This window comes from Streptomyces sp. DSM 106670 (genome assembly GCF_055792845.1).
Genome location: NZ_CM147704.1, coordinates 3,182,210 through 3,203,233, shown reverse-complemented (window position 1 = coordinate 3,203,233; position 21,024 = coordinate 3,182,210). Strand labels below are relative to the sequence as shown.

18 protein-coding genes and 1 pseudogene are annotated in these 21,024 nt (G+C 71.8%); 10 read left to right on the top strand and 9 right to left on the bottom strand.

What is annotated here, in order from left to right; genetic code table 11:
• Positions 1-50: 50 nt before the first annotated feature.
• Positions 51-1,388, top strand: coding sequence for an acyltransferase family protein (locus ACSMXR_RS14125; protein WP_473172001.1), 1,338 nt, complete (start codon positions 51-53; stop codon positions 1,386-1,388).
• Positions 1,389-1,391: 3 nt separating this feature from the next.
• Here the strand turns inward: ACSMXR_RS14125 and ACSMXR_RS14120 are convergent.
• From ACSMXR_RS14120 to ACSMXR_RS14100, 5 genes and pseudogenes are all read right to left on the bottom strand, one after another.
• Positions 1,392-1,538: pseudogene (locus ACSMXR_RS14120) on the bottom strand (Txe/YoeB family addiction module toxin); the annotation flags it as partial.
• Positions 1,508-1,738 (bottom strand): type II toxin-antitoxin system Phd/YefM family antitoxin, encoded by a 231-nt coding sequence (locus ACSMXR_RS14115; RefSeq protein ID WP_137234262.1) that lies wholly within the window; start codon positions 1,736-1,738, stop codon positions 1,508-1,510. The pseudogene ACSMXR_RS14120 and the gene ACSMXR_RS14115, both read right to left, overlap by 31 nt.
• Positions 1,739-1,838: 100 nt before the next feature.
• Positions 1,839-2,921 carry a hypothetical protein gene (locus ACSMXR_RS14110; protein ID WP_473172000.1) on the bottom strand — a complete coding sequence of 361 codons (1,083 nt, stop codon included), beginning with the start codon at positions 2,919-2,921 and terminating at the stop codon, positions 1,839-1,841.
• Positions 2,918-4,057 (bottom strand): hypothetical protein, encoded by a 1,140-nt coding sequence (locus tag ACSMXR_RS14105; protein ID WP_473171999.1) that lies wholly within the window; start codon positions 4,055-4,057, stop codon positions 2,918-2,920. Before ACSMXR_RS14105 ends, ACSMXR_RS14110 begins: the two co-directional genes overlap by 4 nt.
• Positions 4,058-4,151: 94 nt before the next feature.
• The gene (locus tag ACSMXR_RS14100; RefSeq protein ID WP_473171998.1) at positions 4,152-4,526 is read right to left on the bottom strand and encodes a hypothetical protein; all 375 of its coding nucleotides are present in this window, start codon (positions 4,524-4,526) and stop codon (positions 4,152-4,154) included.
• 150 nt (positions 4,527-4,676) lie between these two features.
• Here ACSMXR_RS14100 and ACSMXR_RS14095 point away from each other — a divergent pair, with 150 nt between their 5' ends.
• The 5 genes from ACSMXR_RS14095 (at position 4,677) to ACSMXR_RS14075 (ending at position 13,500) form a co-directional block, all read left to right on the top strand.
• Complete coding sequence (locus ACSMXR_RS14095) at positions 4,677-6,497, top strand: ABC-F family ATP-binding cassette domain-containing protein (protein ID WP_137234266.1); 1,821 nt, start codon at positions 4,677-4,679, stop codon at positions 6,495-6,497.
• Positions 6,498-6,573: 76 nt separating this feature from the next.
• On the top strand, positions 6,574-8,343 hold the full coding sequence (locus ACSMXR_RS14090; protein ID WP_473171997.1) for an outer membrane protein assembly factor BamB family protein: 1,770 nt from the start codon (positions 6,574-6,576) through the stop codon (positions 8,341-8,343).
• 236 nt (positions 8,344-8,579) lie between these two features.
• Positions 8,580-10,511 carry an outer membrane protein assembly factor BamB family protein gene (locus tag ACSMXR_RS14085; RefSeq protein WP_473171996.1) on the top strand — a complete coding sequence of 644 codons (1,932 nt, stop codon included), beginning with the start codon at positions 8,580-8,582 and terminating at the stop codon, positions 10,509-10,511.
• A 106-nt stretch (positions 10,512-10,617) separates the two neighbouring features.
• Positions 10,618-12,525 (top strand): outer membrane protein assembly factor BamB family protein, encoded by a 1,908-nt coding sequence (locus tag ACSMXR_RS14080; protein WP_381794848.1) that lies wholly within the window; start codon positions 10,618-10,620, stop codon positions 12,523-12,525.
• A 252-nt stretch (positions 12,526-12,777) separates the two neighbouring features.
• Positions 12,778-13,500, top strand: coding sequence for a helix-turn-helix transcriptional regulator (locus ACSMXR_RS14075; RefSeq protein ID WP_473171995.1), 723 nt, complete (start codon positions 12,778-12,780; stop codon positions 13,498-13,500).
• Between the two features lie 36 nt (positions 13,501-13,536).
• On the opposite strand, the gene ACSMXR_RS14070 is transcribed toward ACSMXR_RS14075, so the two are convergent.
• A complete protein-coding gene (locus tag ACSMXR_RS14070) occupies positions 13,537-13,845 on the bottom strand; it encodes a hypothetical protein (protein ID WP_137234271.1) in 309 nt (102 codons plus the stop codon).
• A gap of 15 nt (positions 13,846-13,860) precedes the next feature.
• Positions 13,861-15,531, bottom strand: coding sequence for a sodium:solute symporter family protein (locus tag ACSMXR_RS14065; protein WP_030086306.1), 1,671 nt, complete (start codon positions 15,529-15,531; stop codon positions 13,861-13,863).
• A 236-nt stretch (positions 15,532-15,767) separates the two neighbouring features.
• On the opposite strand from ACSMXR_RS14065, the gene galT reads away from it, so the two are divergent.
• The 3 genes from galT to galK are packed head-to-tail and all read left to right on the top strand — an operon-like array spanning position 15,768 to position 18,981.
• On the top strand, positions 15,768-16,811 hold the full coding sequence (galT, locus tag ACSMXR_RS14060; protein ID WP_137234272.1) for a galactose-1-phosphate uridylyltransferase: 1,044 nt from the start codon (positions 15,768-15,770) through the stop codon (positions 16,809-16,811).
• Between the two features lie 14 nt (positions 16,812-16,825).
• Complete coding sequence (gene galE, locus ACSMXR_RS14055) at positions 16,826-17,803, top strand: UDP-glucose 4-epimerase GalE (protein WP_137234381.1); 978 nt, start codon at positions 16,826-16,828, stop codon at positions 17,801-17,803.
• The gene (galK, locus tag ACSMXR_RS14050) at positions 17,800-18,981 is read left to right on the top strand and encodes a galactokinase (protein ID WP_473171994.1); all 1,182 of its coding nucleotides are present in this window, start codon (positions 17,800-17,802) and stop codon (positions 18,979-18,981) included. The genes galE and galK overlap by 4 nt, the downstream gene beginning before the upstream one ends.
• A gap of 30 nt (positions 18,982-19,011) precedes the next feature.
• On the opposite strand, the gene ACSMXR_RS14045 is transcribed toward galK, so the two are convergent.
• Positions 19,012-19,452 (bottom strand): GNAT family N-acetyltransferase, encoded by a 441-nt coding sequence (locus ACSMXR_RS14045; RefSeq protein ID WP_137234274.1) that lies wholly within the window; start codon positions 19,450-19,452, stop codon positions 19,012-19,014.
• A 282-nt stretch (positions 19,453-19,734) separates the two neighbouring features.
• Between ACSMXR_RS14045 and ACSMXR_RS14040 the strand changes: the two genes are divergently transcribed.
• The gene (locus ACSMXR_RS14040) at positions 19,735-20,520 is read left to right on the top strand and encodes a response regulator transcription factor (protein WP_137234275.1); all 786 of its coding nucleotides are present in this window, start codon (positions 19,735-19,737) and stop codon (positions 20,518-20,520) included.
• Here ACSMXR_RS14040 and ACSMXR_RS14035 read toward each other — a convergent pair.
• The gene (locus tag ACSMXR_RS14035) at positions 20,476-20,973 is read right to left on the bottom strand and encodes a MarR family winged helix-turn-helix transcriptional regulator (RefSeq protein WP_137234276.1); all 498 of its coding nucleotides are present in this window, start codon (positions 20,971-20,973) and stop codon (positions 20,476-20,478) included. The two genes, ACSMXR_RS14040 and ACSMXR_RS14035, sit on opposite strands and share 45 nt — an antisense overlap.
• Between the last annotated feature and the right edge of the window lie 51 nt (positions 20,974-21,024).

Here is a 21,024-nt window from a genome sequence, read left to right as displayed (position 1 = left end):
GAGTACGCGCACCCTGCCGCGCCCCACCCGGCTCGCGCGACGTTGAGTCCATGGGATCAAGTGTTCGTGAACTGGCCGGAGCCACCCCCGTCACCCGGGACCGTTACGTCGACCTCCTGCGGGTCGCCTCGCTCGCCGCGGTCGTGCTCGGCCACTGGCTGATGGCCGCCGTCACCCCGGACGGGGTCGGCAATCTGCTCGCCGTCGTCCCCGCGCTCCAGCCGCTGACCTGGCTGCTCCAGGTCATGCCGGCGTTCTTCTTCGTCGGCGGCTTCTCCCACGCGCTGTCCTACCGCTCCCTGCTCCGCAAGCGCCCCGAGGCCACGGCGGGCGCCTCCCCGGTCTCCGTCTACTCGGCCTTCCTGCGCGCCCGGCTCCAGCGGCTGCTGCGGCCGACCATGGTCTTCGTCCTGGTGTGGGGCGTGGCCGCGCTGCTGGTCCAACTCCTCGGCGGGGGCGGCGGGCTGACCGGCGTCACCCTGCGCATGGTGACCCAGCCGCTGTGGTTCATCGGGATCTACCTGGCGATGGTCGCGTTCACCCCGCCGCTGCTGAAGCTGCACGAGCGGTACGGCTGGGGGGCGTTCGCCGCCCTGGCGGGCGCGGCCGCCGCCGTGGACGTCCTCCGGTTCGCCGCCGGAGTGCCGTACGTCGAGTTCCTGAACTTCGCGTTCGTCTGGCTGGCGGTCCACCAGCTCGGCTTCCTGCGCGCCGACGGCCACCTCCGCCTGCGCCGCCCCGCCCTGCTCGCCGCCGGCGGCCTGGTCACCGCCTGCGCGCTGGTGGCGTTCGGGCCGTACCCGCTGTCCATGGTCGGGATGCCCGGCGAGAAGGTCAGCAACATGGCCCCGCCCACCCTCGCCCTGCTGGCCCACGGCCTCTGGCTCGTCGGCGCGGTCGAATTCCTCCGCGCCCCGGCCGCCCGCCTGCTGGAGCGCCCCCGCGTCTGGCGCACGGTGGTGGCGGCCAACGGGGTGGCGATGACCGCGTTCCTCTGGCACCTCACGGCGATGTTCGGCGTGTACGGGGCCATGCTCACCCTCGACGTCCCGCTGCCCGAGCCCGCGTCGGCCGCCTGGTGGGCCCAGGTCCCGCTGCGGATCGCCCTCGCGGCGGCCCTCACCGCCGGACTCGTGGCGGCCTTCCGCACCTTCGAACGCCCGGCCCCCGCCCTGCCCGCCCAGGGCCACGGCCCCCTCGCGGCACTCGGCGCGACGCTCTGCCTGCTCGGCGTGCTGGGCCTGTCCATGGTCGGCTTCAACGGCCTGCTGGACGGCCGCACGGCCCTGCTGATCGCGATCCCGGTCAGCGCCCCGGCCGCCGTGGCGATGACCCTGGGCGGCTGGCTGCTGGTGGAGCGGGCGGGGCGGGGAGCGGGGGTGCGGTAGGGGTCAGTTGCCGTAGTGGTAGCGGCAGGCGGCGATGCGGACCTCGTCGCCGACCACCTTGCAGATGAGCCGGTGCTCGTCGGTGATGCGGCGGGACCAGTACCCGTGGAAGCCGTGCTTCAGAGGGGCCGGCTTTCCAACCGATCGATTGAGGTCAGCAGGCGGCGGATGTTCTCCGGGCTCCGGAGCTGGTACGCGGTCTCCTTGAGGGACTCGTACTCGTCGAGTGCCACCATCACCACGGGCTCGTGTCCAGCACGCGTGACCACGACCTCTTCACGGTCGTCCACGACTGCGCTCAGCGTCTCGGCGTACTTCGCGCGGGACTCCGTGTAGGTCATCGTGCGCATGATCGCCCCCTATGTTCTCCGCATGTCGTCTCGTGTGTACAGGATGATGTACGAGCACTGGAGGCGGTGGCAAGGAACCCGGCCAGCCGCAGTTCCCCCCCTACACCGCCCCCGGCGCCTCGCAGCCGTGCTTCTTCGCCGAGCGCTCGGCGAAGCGCTGGAGCGCCGCCCGCAGCCCCCGGTGGTCCACGACCGGCGCCGCGAGCTTCGGGTTGCCCTCGTCGCGGAGGGTGTCCACCTCGAACAGGGCCGACCCGCCCGCTCCGGGGCACCGGGCGCCCAGCGCGTAGGAGCCGCTCAGCGCGTCCGGGCCCCTGCGGGCGGCGGCGGCGCTGTCCTGTTGTTCGTCCAGCCGCATGCGGGCGAACCGGGCGGACGGCCCGTAGGACGCGGTGAAGCCGTACAGGAACGCACCGCGCAGACCGCCCAGGACGCACTCCTCCAGAGGCGCCGGGTCCGCCGTGATCTCCTGCACCGTGCTTACGCCCCACCGGGCGGCGGTCTTCTCGTCCAGCACGCCCGCGCAGCTTCCCGTGGCCGACGCGACGGGTTTGTAGTCCCTGCGGTTCGTCGAGACGCCGACGTCCTTCACCCGCTCGCCGGCCGGTGCCGCACACCCGGTGCGCCGCGTGTACGCCGTCGCCGTCTCCGTGAGGACGGCCACGAGCCGTTCCCGGGCCACCGGATCGTCGAATGCGCCCAGGCCGAGGTTGGCGTCCACCGTCATCACCCGCCCGTGACCGGACTCCTTGCCGCAGCTCAGCAGCAGGACGGCCGCCGCCTCGTCCGGGTCCTCGCCGTCCGGGTCGTACCGGAAGGAGCCGGTCCAGCCGTGCCCCAGAGGCGCGTCGAAGCCGCCGGAGTTCTCCAGATTCATCATGCGTTCCGTCTGCCCGACCCACAGCGCCAGGCCGATGTCCGAATCGTCGTCGGACGCGCTGACCGTACAGCGCCGCCGGTCGCTCCAACGGCCCGACGAGGTCAGGGAGATGCCGTCGAACAGCTCCCGCACCGCACCGGCCGCCAGATCGCCGTCGCAGGCCGAATCCAGGGCCCGGTCGTCGCGCCAGGAGTCGTAGCCGCCGGAGACCCAGAAGAGCCCTCCCGCCAGCACCGCCGCGGTCACGGTCCAGGCCGCCGTGCGGCGCACCCGTCGCCTGCGCCAGAAACGGACGTCGCTCACTTCCACACCTTTCCGAGAACTTTCACCGCACGGCAGCCGGACGAGGTCAGATACGCGTCGAGAATCCGGTCGGCCCGGGACGCGGCGAGAGAAGCCGCGGCCGTCGTCACCCCCACCCGGCTCAGCGTCCGGGCCCCCGAGCACGAGGACTCGGCCCAGACGGCCAGCGTGTACGACTGCTCGCCGCTCACCGGTTCCGGGGCCCGGGACAGGGCGGCCAGCTCGGACCCGTACGCCGTGCGCGCCTCGGGCAGCAGCGCGCCCCGCCAGCTCACCGAAGCCACCTGGGCGAAATGGTCCAGCCGGTTCGCCGGTTTCGCCCGCGGCACCCTCTGGGAGCAGGCGTCCACGTCCTCGCCCGTGACGCCCCGGCCGTCCGGCTCGTCGCGGCCCGGTTCCTTCGCGTCGAGCAGCCCCGGCCGGAACCAACGGCAGGCGGGCGGGGCCCCGTCGGACTCCTCGGACCCGTCCCCCTGGGACCTCGGCAGCGGCCGTACGTCCGATGGCTCCACCGCCGGACCCCCGCAACCACCCCGATCCCGTACGTGGTTGGCGACGGCCGCCACCGCCTCGCTCAGCTCCCCCGCCGTGCGGACGTGCTCCGGATCGTCGGACCAGGACGAGGCATGGGCCCGGAAGCGGGTCACCGGGCGCGGGTAACCCGGCAGGCCGGCCGGGCAGTCGGCGGTGACCTGGGTGGTGGCGGTCCGGTACGCGGTGGCCCGGTCGGGCTCCTTCGCGGTCCGTGCGGAGAGGATGTCCTCGAGCCGCACGCCGGACAGCGGAACGTCCAGCACCGGTACCGCCGCGAGCTCCAGACTCCCGGACGTGCTTCCCCAGAACGCGTCCCACCCCACCGAACACCGCAGCAGGGTGCGCGGACCGTGCCCGGACGGCCCGGTCAGGTCCAGGTCGCCGTACAGCTCCCAGGTCTCGTCCCCGGGCAGCAGATCCCGCGTCGTCGCGCGCGGCAGGGCACCCCCGCAGGCCGTTTCCAGGACCTCGGCGTTACGGTCGTCGCGCCGCTCGGACCGTACGAGCAGGAACCCGGCCACCAGCGCCGCGGCGAGCACCACCACGGCCGCTTTCGGCAGCACCCGGTGACCGATGAACCGTTCCCACGCCGATGCCGCCACTCCGACCCCCCAGGCCTCATGATCAGTCGGCGCACGCTACCGCACGTCCCGGAGCCGTCACGGAGAGGGGCTGACCCACGAGGCCCCCGGGCGCTCACCAGCCCGTCATCACTCCGCCCAGCAGCAGCGGAGCGGCGACCAGCACGAGCGGCTTCACCCGGAACGGACCGGCGGCCCGGCAGACGACGAACGCGGCGACGATGCCCAGCGGGGCGAGGACGGGCACGGACTCGGTGATCGGCGCGCGGGTGCCGCCCGCCCACTCCGCGGCCCAGGACCCGGCAAGACCCGCCAGCACGGCGAGGAACACCCGGTTCATGGCGAACCACCGGTCCTCCAGCACGTCGGCCAGCTCGCCGAAGCCCGTGCCCGCGCGGCGGGCCCGGACGGCGGTGACCAGGAACGCGGTCAGGATGCCCAGGGCCGCCGTGAGAAGGATCCACCGCAGTACCGCCGCGACGACTACCACCCGTACGCCCCCGATTCACCTCTGCCGTCAACAGTCGTGGACGAGGGTATGCGACCCCCCCCCGGGCCGGGCGGAGAGGCCGCGGGACCGGTGCCCCGCCGCCGCGCCGTACCCTGGAAAGGTCGCATCAACCCACCCGGCAGGAGTGAAATGGCCGTCAATCTGGTCAATGTCGAGCAGGTCAGCAAGGTGTACGGCACCCGTGCCCTGCTCGACGGTGTGTCCCTCGGGGTGTCCGAGGGCGACCGGATCGGTGTCGTGGGCCGCAACGGCGACGGCAAGACCACCCTCATCCGGATGCTCGCCAAGCTGGAGGAGGCGGACACCGGGCGCGTCACCCACAACGGCGGGCTGCGGCTCGGCGTCCTCACCCAGCACGACTCGCTGGACCCGGCGAAGACCATCCGCCAGGAGGTCATCGGCGATCTCGCCGACCACGAGTGGGCGGGCAGCGCCAAGATCCGTGACGTGCTCACCGGGCTCTTCGGCGGTCTGGCCCTCCCCGGCTTCGAGCACGGGCTCGACACCGTCATCGCCCCGCTCTCCGGTGGCGAGCGCCGCCGTATCGCCCTGGCCAAGCTCCTCATCGACGAGCAGGACCTGATCGTCCTCGACGAGCCCACCAACCACCTCGACGTCGAGGGCATCTCCTGGCTGGCCGGCCATCTGCGGACCCGGCGCTCCGCCCTCGTCTGCGTCACCCACGACCGGTGGTTCCTCGACCAGGTCTGCACTCGCATGTGGGACGTCCAGCGCGGCACCGTCCACGAGTACGAGGGCGGCTACAGCGACTACGTGTTCGCCCGCGCCGAACGGGAACGCATCGCCGCCACCGAGGAGTCCAAGCGGCAGAACCTGATGCGCAAGGAGCTGGCCTGGCTGCGCCGCGGCGCCCCGGCCCGTACCTCCAAGCCGCGCTACCGCATCGAGGCCGCCAACGAGCTCATCGCCGACGTGCCGCCGCCGCGCGACACCAGCGAGCTGATGAAGTTCGCCAACGCCCGCCTCGGCAAGACCGTGTTCGACCTGGAGGACGTGACCGTCCAGGCCGGGCCCAAGACCCTGCTCACCCACCTCACCTGGCAGCTCGGCCCCGGCGACCGCGTCGGCCTGGTCGGCGTCAACGGCGCGGGCAAGACCTCGCTGCTGCGCGCCCTCGCCGAGGCCGCCCGTACGCAGGGCGACGAGCAGCCCGCGGCCGGGAAGGTCGTCGTCGGCAAGACCGTCAAGCTCGCCTACCTCTCCCAGGAGGTCTCCGAGCTGAACCCGAACCTCCGGGTGCTGGAGGCGGTCCAGCAGGTGCGCGACCGGGTCGACCTCGGCAAGGGCCGCGAGATGACGGCGGGCCAGCTCTGCGAGCAGTTCGGCTTCACCAAGGAGAAGCAGTGGACGCCCGTCGGCGACCTCTCCGGCGGTGAGCGCCGCCGGCTCCAGATCCTGCGGCTGCTGATGGACGAGCCCAACGTCCTCTTCCTCGACGAGCCCACCAACGACCTCGACATCGAGACCCTGACCCAGCTGGAGGACCTCCTCGACGGCTGGCCCGGGTCGATGATCGTGATCTCCCACGACCGGTTCTTCATCGAGCGGACCACGGACAAGGTCATGGCGCTCCTCGGCGACCGCGCCCTGCGCATGCTGCCGCGCGGGATCGACGAATACCTGGAGCGCCGACAGCGGATGGAGGAGGAGTCCACCCCCTCCGCCGCCCCCCGTCCGTCCGGAGCCGCCGCTCCCGCCGCCGCCCCGGCCGTCTCCGCGCAGGAGGCACGCGCCGCGAAGAAGGAGCTCCAGAAGGTCGAGCGGCAGCTCGACAAGCTCTCCACCCGCGAGACCACGCTGCACAAGCAGATCGCCGAGCACGCGACCGACTTCGAGAAGGTCGCCAAGCTCGACGCCGAACTGCGTGAACTGGTCACCGAGCGGGACGAGTTGGAAATGCGCTGGCTGGAACTGGCCGAGGACGCCTGACCGGACCCGTGGGGCCGGTGGGGCGGGTGGTAGAACGGGGCGGCAGGGACCGTACGTTCGAGGGGGACCAACACCGATGTCGCAGCCGCCGCCGCAGCAGGGCAGGCCGGGAGAGCCGGAGGGCTTCGGCGCTCCGTACGAACCGCAGCCCGGCGCGTACGGAGCCCCCGTGCCGCCTCAGCCGCAGTCCCCGCCGCAGCAGCCCGGCCCGTACGGAGCCCCCGTGCCGCCCCCGCACCCGCAGGGGCCGCAGCCCGGCCCGTACGGTCAGCCGCCGACCACGCCGTACGGCTACCCGCAGCCGCAGCAGCCCGCCGGGCCGTACGGCTACCCGCAAGCCCAGCCCCAGCCGCCCACCGTGCCCTACGGGCAGCCCCAGCAGCAGCCCTCCGGCGGGCCCGGAGGCGGCGGCGGGCGTTCGCGGGGCCGGGTCGCCGGTCTCGTCGCCGCCGTGCTCGCCGGGGTTCTCGTCATCGGGACGGGCGTCTGGTTCGCGGTGGGCGGCGATGGCGACGCCGACGACAAGAAGGCCGTCGCGAAGGAGAGCACCGCCCCGACGAAGCCCGGCACCGATCCGAGCCCGAAGCCGACGCCCGCCCCGGGCGCCGCGGAGTTCAACAAGGAACTCAAGGAGGGCGAGGCCAAGGTCCGCTGGATCCTGAAGAACGACGTGGACGTGCCGTCGGGCGGCGTCCCCGTGCGCGGCCCGTGGACCACGGGCGGCATCGTGGCCAAGGCCATGTACCGCACGGCGTCCGGCTACTCCCTCGACGACGGCTCGCAGAAGTGGAGCCTGCGCCTGCCGGCCGACGTCTGCGCCGCCCCGTCCCAGCCGAGCCCGGACGGCAAGATCGTCATCGCCCTCAGGGAAAGCACCGAGGAAGGCGCGGACTGCGAGAAGCTCCAGATGATCGACCTGGTCACCGGCAAGGCGGGCTGGACCGCCACGCTCGACCGTTCCTCGATGTCGGACGGGCTGTCGCACGTCGTCATGGCCATCAACGGGGACGTCGTGACGGCCGGCCGGACGACCCGCACCGACGCCTACCGGATCAGCGACGGCAAGCATCTGTGGGACCGGCTGCCGGGCACCTGCCAGCCGTACGGATTCGCCAGCGGCGACGTCGCGCTCGCCGCGGTCGACTGCCTCAAGGCGCCGAGTGATACGTACGACGAGGAAGTGCGGCGCATCGACCCGGCCACCGGGAAGACCGTGTGGACGTACAAGGTCAAGAAGGGCTGGCGGATCGACAAGTTCTACTCCCTCGACCCGCCGGTCGTCTCGCTGCGGCAGGACGAGCCGAAGCAGAACTGGGCCATCGCGCTCCTGAGCAACGACGGCACCCTCCTCGCCCAGCCCGATCCCGGCAAGGAGGAGTTCGAGATGGAGTGCGGCGAGCGGGACGAGAACCTCGACGACTGCCTCGGTGCGACCGCCGGCGGCGACACGTTCTACCTCGCCACGAAGCCCACGCATGTGAACGGCGCGTTCACCAACTCCGTCGTCGCCTTCGACATGAAGACCGGCAAGATCAAGTGGAAGGTGCCGGCGCCGCCCGGGCAGACGCTGAAGCCGATGCGGGTCGAGAACGGCAAGGTGCTGCTGTACCTCGCCGCGCCGGACTCGAAGGCCACGACCGGCGGCGGCATCATGGCGCTCGGACCGCAGGGCGGCGCCCTGCAGACGGTCCTTCGCCATCCGACGTCGGCCGCGAAGACCGAGCACGTCTTCGATCCCACGATCCGCTATGCCGACGGACGCTCGCTGATCGCCATCGGCCGCGTCGGCGGAGACTCCGACGAGGAGGAGATGGACGTGCGGACGATCATCACCTTCGGTGACTGACCATCACCTCCGGCCTCGGCGTAACGACGGCATCACAAGGCGGTTCTCCCTTGGGAACAGGGGCGGGACCGATCCGGTGCCGGGTGGCGGACGGGTGGTACAAAGAAGCCCCGCCCGACTGTCGTAACACCGCGGAAGCCATGCCCGATTCGCTCCTTTCCGAGGGGAATTGACCCCTCTCGGAATCGCGGGGGAGACCGGATCGGGCACCGGACCGCACGAAGGGGGACGTGCTGATGAGCCAGCCGCCCAGCCAGCAACCGCCGCAGGGAGGCTTCGGGGCTCCGCAGGAGCCGCCGAACGGAGCTCCTCAGCCGCCCCAGGGCCAGCCGAACCTGGCGAAGCCGCCGCAGACGCCGCCCGGTCAGCCGCCCCAGGGCCCGCCCCCCGCCCAGCCGCCCGCGCCCCCGGCCGGCCCGCCGCAGACGCCCCCGCCGGGCACCCCGGCGTACGGCTACCCGCAGCCCCCGGCGGGGGCCGGTTACGGCTACCCGCAGCAGCCCGGCCAGGCCCCCGGTCCGTACGGTCAGCAGCCCGGTCAGCCCACCGGCCCGTACGCCCAGCAGCCCGGCCCCTACGGTCAGCAGGCCCCGGGCCCGTACGGTCAGCAGGCTCCCGGACCGTACGGTCAGCCGACCCAGCCCGGTTACGGCTACCCGCAGCAGCAGTACCCCGGCGCCCCCGGCCCCGGCGGACCGGGTTCCGGCGGCGGCGGGTTCCTCAAGAACAAGACCGCCGTCATCGTCGCGGCGGCGGTCGCCGTGGTCCTGGTCGCCGGTACGGGCACCTGGTTCCTCGTGAGCGACAGCGGCGACGAGGACCCGAAGAAGCCGCTGGCCAACACCAGCAACGACCCCAAGCCCCCCAGCGAGTCGCCCACGGTCGACGAGGGCGACGGCAGCGGCGACGGCCGCGAGGGCAACGACGACCTCAACGCCGGGCGCAAGCCGGGCGAGGCGAAGGTCGCCTGGCTCCAGAAGAACGACGTCGACCTGCCCCGCAGCGGCGCGTCCGTGTACGGCCCGTGGTTCGCCGGCGATGTGGTGGCCAAGGCCATGTACCGCGGCGTCTCCGGCTACTCGGTCGCCGACGGCAAGCAGAAGTGGACCGTGCCGCTCCCCGCCGACGTGTGCGCCGCGCCCAACGCCCCCACCGCCGACGGCAAGATCGTCATCGGGGTGAAGGACGGCACCACCGACAAGGCCAACTGCTCCGTCCTCCAGATGATCGACCTCAACACTGGCAAGCCCGGCTGGAAGAAGGAGATCAAGAAGAACGGCACCTGGGACTTCCTGTCGGACATCGGTCTGGCGATCAGCGGGGACACCGTCACCGTGGGGCGCACCAGCAACTCCAACGCCTACCGCGTCAGCGACGGCAAGGAGCTGTTCGGCAACCCCGACGGCAACTGCAAGCCCTTCGCCTTCGCCGGCGGCCCGAAGCTCATCGCCGCGGCCAGCTGCCGCACCGACGACGTCAAGAACCCGCAGCACCAGGTCCAGGAGCTGGACCCGACCACCGGCAAGCCCAAGTGGACCTACCAGCCGCCGCGCGGCTGGGAGATCAGCAAGGTCTACTCGGTCACCCCGCTCGTCGTGCGGCTGGAGCACGAGGAGAAGAAGCAGTACGCCATCGCCGCCCTCACCGAGAACGGCAAGCTCCGCTCCCAGCTCGCGCCCGCCAAGGGCGACAAGCTCACCCACGACTGCGGCAACAGCTTCGCCATCTTCGGCCAGAAGCTCGAAGGGTGCAGCGGGGTCGCCGCCGACGCCAACACCTTCTACATCGCGACCGAGGACGACAGCAGCGGGACCGCCCGGACGAACAAGGTCATCGCCTTCGACCTGAACACCGGAAAGCCCAAGTGGGAGGCGCCCGCCCCGGCCGAGCGCGTGCTGAAGCCGCTGGGCATGGAGGGCGGTGACCTGGTGCTCTACATGCGGCCGAAGTACGACGCGGCCGGCGCCATCGTGACCCTCCCGCCGACCGGCGGCACCACCAAGACGCTGCTCCAGCACCCGGAGGCGGCCGGCCGGATCGAGAACGGCTTCTTCTCGGCCAAGGTCGCCTACCAGGGCGGCCGCTCCTTCATCTTCAGCAACCGCGTGAGCGCGAGCAACGACAAGGAAGAGCTGGAGCAGTCGACGATGCTGGTGTTCGAGAAGTGACGGCCCGAGAGCCCGGCACGATCCGAACGACCGCTCCCGGCATCCGGTCGGCCCTTCCCCGCCCCACGCGCCCCCACACCCACTCGTCCCCCGAGGTACGCACGCCATGAGTCAGCCGCCCCAGCCACCGCAGCAGCCGCCCAACGAGCCGCCGAACACGCCCCCGGGCCAGCCGAACACGCCCCCAGCGCCGCCCGCCGGTCCGCCCTCCGGTGGCTTCGGCGCGCCGCAGGACCCGCCGCCCGGTGGGTTCGGCCAGCCGACCCCGCCGCCCGCGGACCCCTTCGGCAAGCAGCCGCAGCAGCCTCCGCAGCAGCCGGACGCGCCCGCCGGGGGCTACGGCACCCCGCCGCCCGCGGCGCCGGGCAACTACCCCACCCCGCCCGCGCCGCAGCCCAACGGCTACGGCTACCCCCAGGCCCCGCAGCCGGGGTACGGCTACCCGCAGGGGCCCGCCGGACAGCCCGGACAGCCCGGGATGCCGCAGCAGGCGTACGGCTATCCGACCCAGCCCATGCAGCCGCAGTACGGGGCCCCGCAGCAGCCCGGCGGCGGCAAGAAGTTCTCCACCCAGATGCAGATCATCGTCGCCGCGGCCGTCGCCGTGGTGCTGATCATCGGCGCCGGGGTCATCTACGCCGCCACCGGCGACGACGACAAGGGCGGCAAGAACGAGGCCTCCTCGTCCGGCTCCACCGGCGGCGAGGCCAAGGGCGGCGAGGACGGCGGTCTGGCCGGCGGCGACGAGAAGCCGCCCGCCAACACCAAGTCCAAGGTCGCCCTCCAGCTCCCGGAGCCGCAGGTCACCGACATCACCACGGTGATGGGCTCCTGGATCACCGACAAGGCGTACGTGAAGTCCGGCGTCGCCGAGATCGTCGCCTACGACCTCGACAAGGGCACCAAGCTCTGGTCCGTCCCGCTGCCCGGCGAGGTCTGCTCCGCCTCCCGGCACATGAGCAAGGACTACAAGACCGCGATCGTCTTCGAGGAGACGAAGGCGACCAAGGAGAACAAGTACCCGTCGTGCAACCAGGTCGGCGTGGTCGACATGGCCGCCGGCAAGCTCCTGTGGAGCAAGGGCGTCACCTCCGCCACCGGCGGTGACCAGCAGGTCCGCTTCGACGAGGTCACGCTCAGCGGGTCCACCGTCGCCGCGGGCGGCACCTCGGGCGGCGCGGCCTTCAAGCTGGAGACCGGCGCCGAGCTGTGGAAGCCGAAGGTCGGCTCGGACGGCTGCTACGACCGCGGCTACGGCGGCGGCGAGGCCCTCGCCGTGGTCCGCAAGTGCGGTACGTCCGACAGCCCGCAGCTCACCGTGCAGGCGCTGAACCCGACGACCGGCGCACCGCTGTCCTCGTTCCAGATGCCCGCGGGCGTCGACTACGCGAGCATCGTCTCCACCAAGCCGCTGGTGGTCGCGGCCGATGTCGGCGACACCGCCGGCGACGGCAGCGGCATCTCCGACTTCTTCTCGATCGACGCGGCGACCGGCAAGCTGATCGTGCGCATCGCCGCCGACGCCGAGCAGTACGCGGCCCGTTGCGGCTCCACCGAGGTCGAGCGCTGCCAGAACCTGGCCGTCGGCAACAACCGGCTCTACCTGCCGACCGAGAACCACGACGGCACCAGCGAGTACGGCGACACCAACGAGATCGTCGCCTTCGACCTGACCACCGGGAAGCTCCTCGGCGCCCGGGCCGACGCGGGCGACCGCTACAGCCTGGTCCCGCTGCGGATGGACGGCACCAGCATCATCGCGTACAAGGAGCCCCCCTACGACAAGGGCGGCCAGATCGTCTCCATCGACGGCGAGACCTTCAAGCAGACCCTGCTGATGGAGAACCCGAGCGACGAGGCGGTCCGTGAGGCGGAGCGGCGGTTCTCCAACGACCACTCCGAACTCCTGTACTCCAACGGGCACTTCTTCAAGTCGAAGCGCCTGGTCAGCAAGCGCAGCGTCGTCGACGCCGACGACAAGCTCTACCTGGTCGTCGGGTACCGCACCGACTGACCACCGCTCACCCCCCCCGAGCGGCGCGATCCGTTCGCCAGGCCCTGCCGGTCGATCACCGACCGGCAGGGCCGATCGTTTTCCGCCGGTGAACCGATCACCGAGCAACGGTCAACGAGCCCCGAATGGCGCAGAATTCGGCATTCTGGGGGGCTTCTCCCACGTAAGGGCGGCGCGAGGTCGAACAAGCGTGTAACTTGCCGGGTCAGGCGGCCGGGGGGCCGGGGTGAACGGGGCTGGGAGGCTTGGTCGATGGGCGTGCGGCTCATGGTGGTCGACGATCACCGACTGCTCGCCGAGGCACTCGCCTCGGCGCTGAAACTGCGCGGGCACCGGGTGCTCGCGGCGGCCGCGCCGACCTCCGGGACCGCGGAACTGGTGGTCAGCAGGGCCCCGGAAGTCTGCCTGTTCGGTACGGCCTCGCCCGCCGCCCCGGGGGTCTTCGACCCGATCGTGCGCATCGGCCAGGAGCGCCCGCAGGTGGCGGTGGTGGTCCTCGGACCGGTGCCCAGCCCGCGCGGGATCGCCGCGGCGTTCGCCGCCGGGGCCGCGGGGTACGTCCGGCACGACGAGCGCATCGAGGGCGTCGAGCGGGCCATGCTCAAGGCGCGGGCGGGGGAGTGCGCCATCGCCCCGCAGCTGCTGCGGGGGGCCTTCGCGGAGCTGCTCAACCCGGCGGCCCAGCCCGACGACGAGGGCCGGCGGCTGCTGCGGATGCTCACCCCGCGCGAGGCGGAGGTGCTGGTGCGGGTCGCCGAGGGCGAGGACACCCGGCTGATCGCGGCCGGCATGGACATCGCCCCGAGCACCGCCCGCACCCATGTCCAGCGGGTCCTGATGAAGCTCGGCGTCGGCTCCCGCCTGGAGGCCGCCGCACTCGCCGCCCGTACGGGACTGCTGGAGCGGGCCGCGGGGCACGGTGGCGACAAGGGTTCCACGCCGCAGGGGCCGTACGTCCCCGGGCGGAGCGGGTGACGGACGGCCCCTGCGGGCGGCGCGGCGGGCGGCGGGTCAGCCCGCGTCGGGCTCCCGGTCGGCCGGGGCGTCCGGTTCCGGGGCCGCCGGGGCCTCGGCCGGGCGCAGCTTCATCCAGGCCAGGAAGAACAGGCCGAGCGCCAGCATGGCCAGGCCCGTCCACAGGTTGATGTGGACGCCCTCGGCCTTCTTCAGGTCGGCGTCGGACGGGCTGATGCCGGCGATGGTGACGATCACTCCGTAGACCACGAACAGGCCGCCGATGATCCGCCGGATGTCGAAGAGACGGGCCGCGGTCGCGGACTTGCGCTCCAGCTCGGAGACTTCCTTGTGCAGGTCGGACATGGTGAGTTCCTCCGATCAGAACGAGTAGGGGATGTAGCACGCGGCGGCGAGGACGACCGCGCCCCAGCCGAGCAGCGCGGGCTTGCGGTACCAGGCGCTGTCGGCCTCGTCGAGCGCCTCGTCGGGGTCCGGCGACTCGGTCCCGTACACCAGACCGGCCAGTTCGGCGTCGGGCTTCGGTGCGGTGAAGAGGGTGACGGCGACCATGACGACGGCTCCGGCGACGAATCCGACGATCGCGGAGACGAAGTTGGCGCCCTGGTCGGACGGGATGTCGATGATCCCGCCCTTGTAGATCCAGAAGTAGTTGATCATCGCGGCGGCGGTGCCCGCGACCAGGCCCCAGACACCGGACTTCATCGAGGCGCGCTTCCAGAACATGCCGATGATGAACACGACGAACATCGGGACGTTGAAGAACGAGAACAGCGTCTGGAGGTAGCTCATGATGTTCGAGAAGCTGGCGGCGATGAACGCCGTGCCGATCGAGGCCAGCACACCGATCGCCGTGATCAGCCGTCCGAACTTCAGGTAGTACGTGTCCGGCTTGTCCTTCACCACGTACCGCTGCCAGATGTCGGTGGTGAACACCGTGTTGAACGAGGACACGTTGGCCGCCATGCCCGCCATGAAGGCGGCGAGCAGACCGGTCACCGCGATGCCGAGCACCCCGTTGGGCAGCAGCTCCTGCATCAGCAGGGGTATCGCGTCGTTGTAGGTGAGGTCGGAGCCCGGGGTGCCGATCTTGGGCACGATCACGGCGGCGACCAGGCCCGGGATCATCACCGCGAAGACGATGAAGATCTTCGGGAAGGCGGCGATCAGCGGGGTGCGCTTGGCGGCGGAGAGGTTCTTCGCGGACAGCGCGCGCTGCACCTCGGCGAAGTTGGTCGTCCAGTAGCCGAAGGACAGCACGAAGCCGAGGCCGAGGATGATCGTCAGCCAGTTGGCGCCCAGCGGGTTGGCGTCACCGATGCCGGTGCCGCCCCAGGCGGTCATGAAGTCCCCGCCGTGCTGCTTGGTCAGCGAGTCGCTCATGGCGTCCCAGCCGCCGACGCGCTTCAGGCCGAGGACGGTGAGGGGGATGAGCGCGGCGAGGATGACGAAGAACTGGAGCACCTCGTTGTAGATCGCCGAGGAGAGCCCGCCGATCGTGATGTAGACGAGCACGAACAGGCCCGCGACGACGATCGCGACCCACTGCGGCCAGCCGAGCAGCGCCTCGACGACGATCGACAGCGCGTAGAGGTTGACGCCCGCGATGAGGATCGCCGCGAAGGCGAAGAGCACGGAGCTCAGCAGATGCGCCGACCTGTCGAACCGCTGGAGCAGGAACTCCGGCACGGAGCGCACCTTGGAGCGGTAGTAGAACGGCATCATCACGAGGCCGAGGAAGACCATGGCCGGGATCGCGCCGATCCAGTACCAGTGCACCACCGCGACGCCGTACTGCGCGCCGGTGGCCGCCATGCCGAGGATCTCGGTGGCGCCGAGGTTCGCCGCGACGAAGGCGAGCCCGGTCACCCAGGCGGGCAGCGACCGTCCGGAGAGGAAGAAGTCGAGGCTCGTCTTCACGCTGGCACGGGCCGCGAAGCCGATGCCGAGTACGACGACGAAGTAGATCGCCAGGATGGCGTAGTCGAGCCCGTTCGTGGGGAGCCGAAGCCCTTCGGCCAGTGTCTGCATGGGGGGTACTCGCTTCGTTGCGCGAACTGAACCCGACGGAACTTACGCCTCCATGTTCGAGAAATGAACACTCTCGTTGGGGTTCTTTGTTCGATCGTGATCGAGTGCGGGTGAATGTCCGGGTATGCGGTCCATGGGGTCGGTCACAGTCGTCCGCGCGCTGTGGCATTGACGCGTGTGTTTGCTTGTGATTTCTTATGTGCGATTATGTTGGGAGGATCTGGTGGAGGACCCTGGTGAAGAAAACGGTTACGACCCTCGCCGACGGCCGTGAGCTGATCTATTACGACTCCGCGGACGACACCGTCCGCGACGCCGTCGACCACCGCCCCTTGGACCCCGTCTCCACCTCGTCCGAGATCCGCCGCGATCCGCTGCTCGGCGACGCGGTCGCCATCGCCTCGCACCGCCAGGCCCGCACCTACCACCCGCCGGCCGACGCCTGCCCGCTCTGCCCCACCCGGGACGGACGGCAGAGCGAGATCCCCGACGACCACTACGACGTCGCGGTCTTCGAGAACCGCTTCCCCTCCCTGGCCGGCGACTCCGGCCGCTGCGAGGTCGTCTGCTTCACCTCCGACCACGACGCGTCCTTCGCCGACCTCACCGAGGAGCAGGCCGCCCTCGTCCTCGCCGCCTGGACCGACCGCACCGCCGCGCTCGCCGCACTCGACCAGGTCACCCAGGTCTTCTGCTTCGAGAACCGCGGCGCCGAGATCGGCGTCACCCTCGGCCACCCGCACGGCCAGATCTACGGCTACCCCTTCGTCACCCCGCGCACCGAGCTGATGCTCCGCTCGGCCGCCCGCCACCGCGAGGAGACCGGCTCCAACCTCTTCGACGACGTGGTCGCCCGCGAGGAGAAGGACGGCACCCGCGTCGTCCTCGCCACCGACCACTGGATCGCCTACGTCCCCTACGCGGCGCACTGGCCCTACGAGGTCCACCTCCACCCCCGCCGCCGCGTCCCCGACCTGCGGGAACTGGACGAGGGCGCACGGACAGAGTTCCCACAGGTCTATCTGGAACTCTTGAGGCGCTTCGACCGGATCTTCGGACCCGGCGAGCCGCCGACCCCGTACATCTCCGCCTGGCACCAGGCGCCGTTCGGGGTTCCCGGACGGGAGGACTTCGCCCTGCACCTGGAGCTTTTCACCATTCGCCGGACCTCCGGCAAGCTGAAGTTCCTCGCGGGATCCGAGTCCGGCATGAGCGTGTTCATCAACGACGTGCCGCCGGAGGCCGCGGCCGAGCGACTGCGAGAGGTAGCGAGCGAGTGAGCAGCCCCCAGAACGTGAGCAACCCGAAGAAGTACCTGGTCACCGGCGGTGCCGGATACGTCGGCAGCGTCGTCGCCCAGCACCTGCTGGAGGCCGGGCACACGGTGACCGTCCTGGACGACCTCTCCACCGGCTTCCGCGAGGGCGTCCCGGCCGGCGCCGCCTTCGTCGAGGGCCGCATCCAGGACGCCGCCCGCCACCTCGACCCCTCCTACGACGGCGTCCTGCACTTCGCCGCCTTCTCCCAGGTCGGCGAGTCCGTGGTGAACCCCGAGAAGTACTGGGTCAACAACGTCGGCGGCACCACCGCCCTGCTCGCCGCCATGCGCGAACACGGCGTCCGCACCCTCGTCTTCTCCTCCACCGCCGCCACCTACGGCGAACCGGTCTCCAGCCCCATCACCGAGGCCGACCCCACCGCCCCCACCAGCCCCTACGGCGCGTCCAAGCTCGCCGTCGACCACATGATCAGCGGCGAGGCCACCGCCCACGGCCTGGCCGCCGTCTCGCTGCGCTACTTCAATGTGGCCGGGGCGTACGGCAGTTGCGGCGAGCGCCACGACCCCGAGTCCCACCTCATCCCGCTGGTCCTCCAAGTCGCCCTGGGGAAGCGCGAGTCGATCAACGTCTACGGCGACGACTACCCCACCCCGGACGGCACCTGCGTCCGCGACTACATCCATGTCGCCGACCTCGCCGAGGCCCACCTGCTGGCCCTGACCGCCGCCGCCCCCGGCGAGCACCTGATCTGCAACCTCGGCAACGGCAACGGCTTCTCGGTCCGCGAGGTCATCGAAACCGTCCGCAAGGTCACCGGCCACCCCGTCCCCGAGACCGCCGCCCCCCGCCGCGGCGGCGACCCGGCCGTCCTCGTCGCCTCCGCCGCCACCGCGACCGAGCGCCTCGGCTGGCAGCCGTCCCGCGCCGACCTCGCCGGAATCATCGCCGACGCCTGGCAGTTCGCCCGCCGAGAGGAAACGACCACCTCATGACCCAGCACGCCGAGCCGGCCGGGGCCGACCCCGCCGCCACCTTCGCCGAGCTGTACGGGGCCGAGCCCGACGGCATCTGGGCGGCACCCGGACGGGTGAACCTCATCGGTGAGTACACCGACTTCAACGACGGCTTCGTCATGCCGCTCGCCCTCCCGCACACCGCCGTCGCCGCCGTCTCCCGCCGCGACGACGGCGTGCTGCGCCTCTACTCCACCGACGTCCCCGGCGGGGTCGTCTCACTCCGCGTCGACGAACTCGCACCGCACTCCGGCCACGGCTGGGCCGCCTACCCGGCGGGCGTCGCCTGGGCGCTGCGCGAGGCCGGGCACCCGGTCACCGGGGCGGACATCGCCCTGACCTCCACCGTGCCCACGGGCGCCGGACTCTCCTCGTCCGCCGCCCTGGAAGTCGTCACCGCGCTCGCCCTGAACGACCTCTTCGAACTCGGCCTGAGCCCGGCCGAACTCGCCGTGATCGGCCGCCGCGCCGAGAACGACTTCGTCGGCGTGCCCTGCGGGATCATGGACCAGATGGCCTCGGCCTGCTGCACCGAGGGCCACGCCCTCCACCTGGACACCCGCGACCTCTCGCTGCGCCAGGTCCCCTTCGACCTGGCCGCCCAGGGCCTGACGCTGCTGGTCGTCGACACCCGGGTCAAGCACGCGCTCGGCGACGGCGCGTACGCGGAGCGCCGGGCCGGCTGCGAGGAGGGCGCCCGGCTGCTCGGCATACCGATGCTCCGCGATCTGCCGTACGCCGGTCTCGACGCGGCGCTCACCACGCTAGCCGACGCCGGGGCGGACGAGTCCGTGATCCGTTACGTACGCCATGTCGTCGGCGACAACCGCCGGGTCGAGCAGGTCATCGCCCTGCTCGACGCGGGCGACGTCCGGGCGGCCGGCCCCGTCCTGAACGAGGGTCACATCTCGCTCCGCGACGATCTGCGGGTCTCCTGCCCCGAGTTGGACCTGGTGGTCGAGGCGGCGAACGCGGCCGGGGCGCTCGGCGCGCGGATGACCGGCGGCGGCTTCGGCGGCTCGGCGGTCGTCCTGGTGGAGGCATCGGCGGCCGACACCGTGGCCAAGGCGGTCAGCGAGGCGTTCGCGGCGGCCGGACACGCGGCCCCGGGCATCTTCGACGCCGTACCGTCGGCCGGGGCGCGCCGGCTGCGCTGAGCCTTCCGGGTCCGCCCCGAAGGTCCGGGCTCACAACTCCTTGACCAGGATGAACTCGGTGACGCCCGGCGGGTAGTCCTCGACCCGGCCGATCTCCTCGTACCCCTGCCCGCGGTAGAAGCCGGGGGCCTGGAAGTCCCAGGTCTCCAGCCGCGAGCGGGTGCAGGCGCGCTCGGTGCGGGCGGTCCGTTCGGCCTCGGCGAGCAGGCGCGCGCCGAGGCCGAGGCCCCGGTGCGGGGCGTCCACCCAGAGCAGATCCACATGCAGCCAGTACGCCCAGGTCCGCCCGGTCAGCCCGCCGGCCACCGCCCCGTGCTCGTCCAACGCCCAGACCTCCAGCGGGACTTCGTGCTCGGCGGAGGTGGCGAGCAGGGCCCGCAGACCGGCCGAGGCCGCGACGTTGTCCTGGTGCAGACGCCCGCTCAGCAGAATGCGACGTTCTCTGTCCACTTCTGTCTCAAGACGGAACATGAAGCAACCCTACGACCCGTCAGAGACCGGAAGGCGGAGTCGCGAGCCGGACACCTGAGGCGACCAGTTCGCCGAATCGCCTTCCCCCTGTGGCCCCCGCCCGTACGCTGATGCTCAGCACCGGTGGGGGCCGGTGCCGATTCAGGGGAGCGAGAGAGCCGGGTACGGCGTCCGGGGCAGGGCGGCAGGCGGTTCGACGACGGCGGTCGTCGGGCGTGGCAGGCCGCAGTGGAGCCCCGGACGCCGTACCCGCAGCTGTCCGCCCCCACAGATGGGGGTTCTGTGGCGCGTATCCGGGTTCTGGTGGTCGACGACCACCGCATCTTCGCCGAGTCGCTCGCGGCCGCCCTCGCGGCCGAACCGGACGTCGACGTCTCCGCCGCGGGCAGCGGCCCGGCCGCGCTGCGCGCCCTGGAGCGCGCGGCCGCCGAGGGGCGCGGTTACGACGTGCTGCTGGTGGACGCCGAGCTGGGCGCCCAGGCCGCCGGGGACGCGCCCGCCGTGCCGGGGCCCCGGCAGGCGGAGGCGCCCGCCGTCGACGGCATCGCGCTGGTCGCCGGGGTCCGCTCGAACCGGCCCGCCGTACGGTCGGTGGTGCTGGCCGAGAAGGACGACCCGCGGGCCGCCGCGCGGGCGCTCCAGGCGGGGGCCTCGGGCTGGGTGGCCAAGGACTGCTCGCTGCAACGGCTGCTGTCGGTGATCCGGGGCGTGCTGCGCGACGAGACGCATCTGCCGCCCGCCCTGCTCACCGGCGTACTGCGGGAGCTGACCACCGCCCGCAAGCACCGCACCGACAGCGAGCGGCTGGTGGAGTCGCTGACGCCCCGCGAGCGCGAGGTGCTGCGCTGCATGGTGGCGGGGCTGGGCCGCAAGGCGGTGGCCGAGCGGCTGTTCCTGTCCCCGCACACGGTGCGCACCCATATGCAGAACGTGCTGGGCAAGCTCGGCGTGCACTCGACGCTCGCGGCGGTGGCGCTGGCCCGCCGGGCAGGGGTCGGCCCGGCCGAGCCGGCGATGCGCCCGCTAGGTGGGGATGTTGTCGAACGGGGCGGTCAACTGGCGCAGTAGTCCGGCCAGTTCGGCGCGCTGGTGGCGGGAGAGCTCGCCGAGGATGGCCCGCTCCTGGGCGAGCAGTCCGGCCAGCGACTGATCGGCCTTGTCACGGCCCTCGGCGGTGAGCCGGACGAGGACGCCGCGCCGGTCGCTCGGGTCGGGCAGCCGCTCGACGAGGTTCTTCTTGGTCAGCCGGTCGATGCGGTTGGTCATCGTGCCCGAGGTGACCAGGGTCTGGGTGAGGAGCTGCCCGGGGGAGAGCTGGTACGGGGCGCCGGCCCGGCGCAGCGACGTCAGGACGTCGAACTCCCACGGCTCCAGGTGGTGCTCGGCGAAGGCTGTGCGGCGGGCCCGGTCGAGGTGGCGAGCCAGACGGGAGACGCGACTGAGCACCTCGAGTGGTTCCACGTCGAGGTCGGGGCGCTCCCGGCGCCATGCAGCGACCAAACGGTCGACCTCGTCCTCCATGTCGATCAGTGTAGAGGGTCCCTCGACATGAAGTCTCTTGAATTCAAGTGT

Bases quoted from the DNA above. Each gene is read 5' to 3' on its own strand.
- ACSMXR_RS14045 (WP_137234274.1), bottom strand. From the start codon at position 19,452: ATGTTCCGTCTTGAGACAGAAGTGGACAGAGAACGTCGCATTCTGCTG.
- ACSMXR_RS14090 (WP_473171997.1), top strand. From the start codon at position 6,574: ATGTCGCAGCCGCCGCCGCAGCAGGGCAGGCCGGGAGAGCCGGAGGGC.
- ACSMXR_RS14065 (WP_030086306.1), bottom strand. From the start codon at position 15,531: ATGCAGACACTGGCCGAAGGGCTTCGGCTCCCCACGAACGGGCTCGAC.
- ACSMXR_RS14080 (WP_381794848.1), top strand. From the start codon at position 10,618: ATGAGTCAGCCGCCCCAGCCACCGCAGCAGCCGCCCAACGAGCCGCCG.
- ACSMXR_RS14070 (WP_137234271.1), bottom strand. From the start codon at position 13,845: ATGTCCGACCTGCACAAGGAAGTCTCCGAGCTGGAGCGCAAGTCCGCG.
- galK (WP_473171994.1), top strand. From the start codon at position 17,800: ATGACCCAGCACGCCGAGCCGGCCGGGGCCGACCCCGCCGCCACCTTC.
- ACSMXR_RS14035 (WP_137234276.1), bottom strand. From the start codon at position 20,973: ATGGAGGACGAGGTCGACCGTTTGGTCGCTGCATGGCGCCGGGAGCGC.
- ACSMXR_RS14115 (WP_137234262.1), bottom strand. From the start codon at position 1,738: ATGCGCACGATGACCTACACGGAGTCCCGCGCGAAGTACGCCGAGACG.
- ACSMXR_RS14095 (WP_137234266.1), top strand. From the start codon at position 4,677: ATGGCCGTCAATCTGGTCAATGTCGAGCAGGTCAGCAAGGTGTACGGC.
- ACSMXR_RS14085 (WP_473171996.1), top strand. From the start codon at position 8,580: ATGAGCCAGCCGCCCAGCCAGCAACCGCCGCAGGGAGGCTTCGGGGCT.
- ACSMXR_RS14125 (WP_473172001.1), top strand. From the start codon at position 51: ATGGGATCAAGTGTTCGTGAACTGGCCGGAGCCACCCCCGTCACCCGG.
- ACSMXR_RS14075 (WP_473171995.1), top strand. From the start codon at position 12,778: ATGGGCGTGCGGCTCATGGTGGTCGACGATCACCGACTGCTCGCCGAG.